Annotated in this window: 8 protein-coding genes and 1 pseudogene; 4 read left to right on the top strand and 5 right to left on the bottom strand. The window is 39.2% G+C overall.

The genetic code is table 11. The features are described from left to right. From AC5YCE_RS12130 to AC5YCE_RS12115, 4 genes and pseudogenes are all read left to right on the top strand, one after another. A pseudogene (locus AC5YCE_RS12130) lies at positions 1–174 on the top strand (IS982 family transposase); the annotation flags it as partial. A gap of 366 nt (positions 175–540) precedes the next feature. Then, on the top strand, positions 541–1,509 hold the full coding sequence (gene pdxA, locus AC5YCE_RS12125) for a 4-hydroxythreonine-4-phosphate dehydrogenase PdxA (protein ID WP_496172212.1): 969 nt from the start codon (positions 541–543) through the stop codon (positions 1,507–1,509). A gap of 33 nt (positions 1,510–1,542) precedes the next feature. Beyond that, positions 1,543–2,355, top strand: coding sequence for a 16S rRNA (adenine(1518)-N(6)/adenine(1519)-N(6))-dimethyltransferase RsmA (gene rsmA, locus AC5YCE_RS12120; protein WP_496126282.1), 813 nt, complete (start codon positions 1,543–1,545; stop codon positions 2,353–2,355). Between the two features lie 2 nt (positions 2,356–2,357). Next, the gene (locus tag AC5YCE_RS12115) at positions 2,358–3,218 is read left to right on the top strand and encodes a symmetrical bis(5'-nucleosyl)-tetraphosphatase (protein ID WP_496172211.1); all 861 of its coding nucleotides are present in this window, start codon (positions 2,358–2,360) and stop codon (positions 3,216–3,218) included. A gap of 87 nt (positions 3,219–3,305) precedes the next feature. On the opposite strand, the gene AC5YCE_RS12110 is transcribed toward AC5YCE_RS12115, so the two are convergent. The 5 genes from AC5YCE_RS12110 to hflX form a co-directional block, all read right to left on the bottom strand. After that, positions 3,306–3,749: a DUF2147 domain-containing protein gene (locus AC5YCE_RS12110; RefSeq protein WP_496126284.1), complete on the bottom strand. Its 444-nt coding sequence runs from the start codon at positions 3,747–3,749 to the stop codon at positions 3,306–3,308. A 166-nt stretch (positions 3,750–3,915) separates the two neighbouring features. Continuing rightward, positions 3,916–4,089 (bottom strand): DUF2147 domain-containing protein, encoded by a 174-nt coding sequence (locus AC5YCE_RS12105; RefSeq protein WP_496172210.1) that lies wholly within the window; start codon positions 4,087–4,089, stop codon positions 3,916–3,918. A 348-nt stretch (positions 4,090–4,437) separates the two neighbouring features. Further along, positions 4,438–5,112 (bottom strand): LrgB family protein, encoded by a 675-nt coding sequence (locus AC5YCE_RS12100; RefSeq protein WP_496126285.1) that lies wholly within the window; start codon positions 5,110–5,112, stop codon positions 4,438–4,440. 9 nt (positions 5,113–5,121) lie between these two features. Beyond that, complete coding sequence (locus AC5YCE_RS12095; RefSeq protein WP_496126322.1) at positions 5,122–5,493, bottom strand: hypothetical protein; 372 nt, start codon at positions 5,491–5,493, stop codon at positions 5,122–5,124. Between the two features lie 59 nt (positions 5,494–5,552). Continuing rightward, positions 5,553–6,884 (bottom strand): ribosome rescue GTPase HflX, encoded by a 1,332-nt coding sequence (gene hflX / locus AC5YCE_RS12090; protein WP_496172209.1) that lies wholly within the window; start codon positions 6,882–6,884, stop codon positions 5,553–5,555.

Genomic DNA, 6,884 nt, shown 5'->3' with positions numbered 1-6,884 from the left:
CAGCGCAATAAAATAGAAACGTTATTCAGCCTATTGAAAGGTCAATACAATTTAGTGACGAGTAAAGCACGCAGTGTTCGTGGATTTCTCAGTGGAATTTACGCCTCGTTATGTGCATATCAATTAACCCATCGAAATAAGCCAACAATTCAAATTATTGATTCATCGGCTTAAGCAGGATTCGGGTTAGATACATTGAAATGATTATATCTACTCAAAGAAATAAAATAACAAGGAAATAGTCAATTATTTTAAATATTACTTTTTTGATTTACAAAGGAATCTTTAAATCTGTTTTTAAGCTGCCGTAAATGAACACAAAATTATTATTTTAAAGAAGTTCTGTTTTATCAAAGATGAATTGAGTTGGTCGTTGAAGTGATGAATAAAGTCAAATTTGATAAACCCTATTTTTGATTGAACATCGGTACTGAATTTATGCATTTTTTTTAGTTTAGAGTCAGTCAGTCTTGAAATCAGTTCAGTTCATTATTTTAATGCTGTGTATAATTATAGATATTGCATTTTTGAAGATGAGTCATGCTTCCTCTTTATGTCACAAGTGGTGAACCTGCGGGTATTGGGCCGGATATCTGTTTGAGTTTGGCTGAACGTGTGGACGAGCGTCCGATTGTTGTTTTAGCTGATCTAGAGATGCTGAACGCACGAGCCAAAGCGACGAATATGGACGTGGAATTGATTCCTTTTAACGGACAGCAACAATCTTCATTACAAGGTCAATTGTATGTGGAGCATGTGCCGTTAGCTCAAGATGTGGTTCTGGGGGAATTGAATCCTCAGAATTCAGCTTATGTACTGGAACAATTAAGACGATCAGCAGACTATGCAATATCAGGTCAAAGTGTAGGTGTGGCAACAGCACCTGTGCAAAAATCAGTAATCAATGATGCGGGTATTCATTTCAGCGGACATACTGAATATTACCAAGAATACGCGGGCGTGGATCGTGTGGTCATGATGCTTGCAACCAAAATGTTAAGAGTTGCATTAACCACGACACATTTAGCACTTCGTGATGTACCGGATGCTATTACTACAGAACGTTTACATCAAGTGATTGATATTTTAATTCGTGATTTAAAAACAAAATTTAAAATTGAACAGCCGAATATTTTAGTCTGTGGTTTAAACCCACATGCAGGAGAAGATGGCTATTTGGGTATGGAAGAAATTGAAGTGATCAATCCGGTACTGGAGAGTTACCGTGCTCAGGGTGTAAAGATGAGCTTGAGTTTACCTGCAGACACCTTATTTACTGCTGATAATTTAAAAGATGCAGATGCAGTTTTAGCGATGTATCACGATCAGGGTTTACCTGTGTTAAAATCGCAAGGATTCGGGGAAGCTATTAATATTACCTTAGGCTTACCCTTTATTCGAACATCTGTTGATCATGGTACAGCACTCTCCCTTGCAGGCACTGGACGCGCGAAAAGTTCAAGTTTGCACGTTGCTGTTGATTTAGCACTAGATTTAGCACGTCACTGATTCAGTATCATTTATTCACGTTGGAAATGTTTTATGTATCAAATTAATGCCTTAAACCCAAAAGAAGAAGGGCATCAGGCTCGAAAACGATTTGGTCAAAACTTTTTGCATGACCAACGTGTTATCGCAAAAATTGTGCGTTCGGTAAACCCACGTCCGGGCGATAATGTGTTGGAAATTGGTCCCGGTTTGGCTGCATTAACCTCACCGTTAATTGGTGAATGTGATGCCTTGACTGTGGTTGAACTCGATCGTGACTTAGCAGCAGGCTTACCAGGTCGTGTGCCACATCCTGAGCGATTAACCATTATTGAGGCGGATGCTTTACGCTTTGATTATTCAACTTTATTTGAAGATGGTCGCCCTCTACGTGTAGTCGGTAACTTACCCTACAATATTTCAACGCCATTGCTATTCCATCTCTTGGAATTTGGTGGTCAAGTGAAAGATATGCATTTCATGCTTCAAAAAGAAGTGGTTGATCGTATTACTGCAGAACCAAACACCAAAGAATATGGTCGTTTGTCTGTGATGATTCAATATTTTTGTAAGCCAACGTTCTTGTTTGAAGTACCGCCAGGTTCATTTAATCCACCACCAAAAGTAACTTCAGCGGTTTTCCGTTTAGAACCTTATGCGGATAAACCCATTGTTGCTAAGAATGAAAAAGCATTGGCTCGTTTAGTTTCACATGTATTTACGCAACGCCGTAAAACACTTCGTAACAGTTTAAAAGGCATGTTGGCAGAAGATGGATTTGAGAAAGCAGGTGTTGATCCAATGGCACGTCCGGAAACGTTGTCATTAGCACAATTTGTGGCTTTATCTGACAATATGGTAGGTTAATCATGCAATGCTCCAATATTCGTTATAACTATGTGATTGGTGATGTTCAAGGCTGTTTTGAAGCATTGAAAGCATTATTAAAAGAAATTAAATTTGACCCAGATCAAGATTTTATTTGGTTTGCAGGAGATTTGGTTGCACGTGGTGAAAACTCAATTGGAGCGTTACGTTTTATCAAAAAACTGGTTGACTCAGGTGTCGCGGCAACGGTATTAGGTAATCATGATTTAAATCTACTGGCTGTTGCTCGTGGTATTAAAGAGCCAAAAGATAAAGACAATACGCGTGATGTGATTGATGCCATTGATAGTGATGATTTAATCGATTGGTTGCGCAAACAACCGTTATGCCTATTTCCGAATGAGCACACGATTTTGACCCATTCAGGAATACCGTGTATTTGGACTGCTGAACAAACGGCCACTTTAGCGAAAGAAGTTGAAGCAATCATTTCAAATGACGATTTTGATTTAGTCGATGCTTTCTTAACAGACATGTACGGTAAAAAACCAAGTTTATGGTCAGATGATCTGGAAGGAAATGCTCGCTTAAGATGTATTACGAACTATCTGACACGAATGCGTTTGACTACTGCATCTGGCGAGTTGGAATTTAGCTTTAAAGATTCTTTAGATGATCCAATGCCACAAGGATTTAAACCTTGGTTTGAATTTGAATCAAAAGCGACACAAACGCATCAAGTAATATTCGGGCATTGGGCAGCATTACAAGGTAAATCGATTTCAGACAAAATCCAAAATGTGGATGGTGGTTGTGTCTGGGGGCATCAGCTATTGGCGTATCGTTTAGAAGATCAAAAAATGTTTGCTGTGGATAATCCAGTATCGGCTTACCAGTCATGATTGATTATTAAGTATCAACATGATTTTTTATAAATGATGGATTAAAAAAGCCACGGCATGTGGCTTTTTTGTTTATACATGCAATAATTATTGCGCACGAATCCAAGTTTGACTACGTCCAATTGCAGATACTCCCACATATCCACGCATTTGTAATCGTTTACCATTCGCACTCAACTTCGCACTCATAGAGTAAATTTTACCGCTTAATGGATCTAAGATTTTGCCACCTTTATACTGATTTCCTTTGTCAAACTTAAGTCCAGTCAGCACATCTAGACCTAAGATCGGTTTGTTGGTATAGGGCGCTGGACAATTTACACAGGTTTCTTTAGGTGTATAGCCTGGTATAGGCGTAATTTTAATGATTTTAGCGTTAAAAGTATTATTTTGATCTTTTCTGATCTCAAGTATAGCTTTAGAGGCCCCAGTTTTGTCATCGACACTGTGCCATAACCCAGAGATATCTTGAGCAAAAATTTGAGTGGAAAAGAGTATTCCTGTTACAGCGAATAATATTTTTTTTGTCATTTCAGTTCCATTGATTAGAGCATTGAAATTATTCAGAAATCGTAATTCACTAGAGTAAAAACTCAAGAATTTTCTTAAAATAATAGATAATTTGATGGTTTACAAGTCTCTAAATCATAAACCCCAATATTGAGGTCTATTTTGAGATGTACTTAACATTTTTTGTTTAATTGAGCCGAATCCACGTTTGGCTTGTTCCGAGACTGGAAACTCCTACACAGGCACAAAGCGTTAATCGTTTACCAGATTGATTTAATTTAGCTTTTATTGAATATAGCTTCCGCGACAAAGGGTCAATGATTTTGCCACCATCAAAGTGATTCGCTTGTTTAGATCCCACTCAGCCTTAAACTAGATCTAAACCCAAAATAGGTCTATTGGTAAAAGGTGCTGGGCAGCTTTTACAAACTTGGTGAAGAGTACAACCAGCGCGAGGTGTGAGTTAGATGACTTTACCCGTATAACTCGCGTTTGCTTCTTTACAGTTTTGAATGATGGTCTTGGGAGTGCCAGATCCATGTACCTGTAATATCATCAGCAATGACGATATTACTCAGTAATGTAAAAGGGATTGCTAAGAGAAATTTTCTGAATCCCATATAAATGACCCAAGAACCTGTGAATAAATTTGGCACAGCATCTTAAGTTGGAAAAATCAACTAATTAATCACCTGAACTATCTATTTAGTCACATGTTGTTCAAAAAACTAATAAAGAGTGGTAGCCATATCGCGGTGAAGACGGCATTTACCGCCATACCAAAAGCCGCGTATCGACCTGCCACACTCCCACGTTGCCATGCTTGTGCTGTACCAATCGCATGTGCTGCTAGACCCAATGCTAAGCCTGAAGCGCGTTCGTCATTAATATGTCTTAAGAGCAGAGGTGAAAAAGCTGAACCGATCACACCTGAAAGAATCACAATTAAAATCACGAGACTGATTGGTGCATGCAATAAAGTCGCGATATTGATTGCAATAGGGGTGGTGACGGCACGTGTGGCAAAAGCCATAATAGTTGAATCAGCCATATGGAATAAGTAAGCCAGTCCCATTGGTAAGGCAACGGCGCTGATACTGGCAAAGATTAAAATGCCCAGAATTCCTTTTAAAGGAAGGTCATCGTAACGCATTGCAGCAAGTGGAATGGCCAAGGCGACAGTCACGTATCCAAGTAAATGATTAAATAATGGATTGACATCTTTCATGTAGTTTTCGTATGGAATCCCTACAAGGAGTAAGAAACAAATGACGAAGAACATACCAAAAACAATGACAGGAATTTGTGGGATTTTTCTATTACACGGTTTAGCCAGCATATAGGCAACGAAGGTCAGTGCAAATGCGAACATAATACTGAGCATGATTTTCCCCTATAACCAACGTTTAGCCATTTTGGCGTAAATCCAAAGTGGAAGCAGAGTGCTCACACACAATACAACGAGTAATAACGGGATCTCTTTACCCATGTAAACCAGCATAATGAGAGAACCTGCACTGATGGGTAGAAAAGCAAAAGCACTTTCTTTCATCAATTTATTGTTTACATCGACCATCCGTGGTGGAATTTTTTTAAATTTACGCCATGTGAACAGAACAACCAATAAACTCAATAGTCCAATCAGATTACCCAGTTCAGGTTTGCCAAACTGAGTTGCAATCCACACGGCGGCTTCACGGAAGCCTACAATTAAAACTAAGGTGCCGATCCACGCTGGCCAATCTATTTCTTTCATCCATTGCATCATTATTAATCTACTGGTTTGTTCATTTTTTATGTTTAACTATTCACGTTTTAACTCATTTAACCTTTAATTTCAAACTCTTCTAAAACTCTTTTAAATTGTTGCGCTTTTTCACCTAAAATTTCATCGATTGGTAAATGTGCTTGTTTAATCAGTTGTTCGAGTTTATGAGGCGCCATGCAAACCTTTAAAATCAAGTTGCCTTCTTCGTCATGACTTTCAGATTGAATCACATTCAATGCATAGAGTTGAGTTCTGAGCTTGCCATAAGCGGGTTTAAGCAATATTTCAAAAGTCTGTAATTGTCCCATAAGACATTCTTGTACAGCTTGTTTGAGTAGATCTAAGCCTTGACTTGCATGTGCAGAAACATACACACGATCAGGTAAATGTGGCTCCGCATAAATAATCTTGGCATCTTCGCCTGTTTGATCAATTTTGTTATAAACACGTAGAATTGGAACTTGAGTGCCGATTTCCTTGAGTACTTTTTCTACCGCTTCAATCTGCTCTAATTTTTCAGGGCTACTTGAATCAATCACGTGTAAGAGTAGGGTAGCTTCTAAGGTCTCTTCGAGCGTTGCTTTAAACGACTCAACTAGCGCATGTGCCAAGTTACGTACGAAGCCCACGGTATCTGCAAGAACCAATGTTCCAATGCCATCCCAGTTTAAACGACGTAAGGTCGGATCGAGTGTGGCAAAAAGTTGATCAGCAGCATATACATCACTTTCAGCCAAAATATTGAACAGTGTCGATTTACCCGCATTGGTATAGCCCACCAATGAAACCGTAGGAATCGATGCTTTTTGGCGAGCAGCACGTCCTTGAATCCGGGTTTGACGGACTTTTTCAAGTTTCTCTTTTAATTGGCTAATACGAAGTCTAAGCAAACGACGATCAGTTTCAAGTTGAGTTTCACCAGGGCCACGGAGACCGATACCGCCTTTTTGACCATCCAGTCCCATACGGCCACCCACCAATCGGGATGCTAAATGATCGAGTTGGGCAAGTTCCACTTGAAGCTTACCTTCATGCGTACGTGCACGTTGCGCGAAGATATCTAAGATCAAACGAGTACGATCAATCACACGGCATTGAATGACTCGTTCAAGATTTCGTTCCTGTGAAGGCGTGAGAGAATGATCGAAAATGACAATATCTACTTCTAGTTCTTTTACACGTTCAGCAATTTCTTCTGCCTTACCTGAACCAATAAAATATTTAGAGTCCGGTTTAATTCTTTGAGCTTGAATGTGGTCAAGAATATCTGCACCAGCTGATTTTGCCAGTAAACGAAATTCTTCTTGATCAAGATCTTCAAGGATCTGAACTGCGACACTAATGAGGACAACACGTTCGTTACCTTGACGTTGCTCAAAATCTTCCAC

It is taken from the genome of Acinetobacter sp. CY79 (assembly GCF_059515845.1).
Note: the sequence above shows the minus strand (reverse complement) of the source record. Positions and strands in the feature narration are given on the sequence as shown.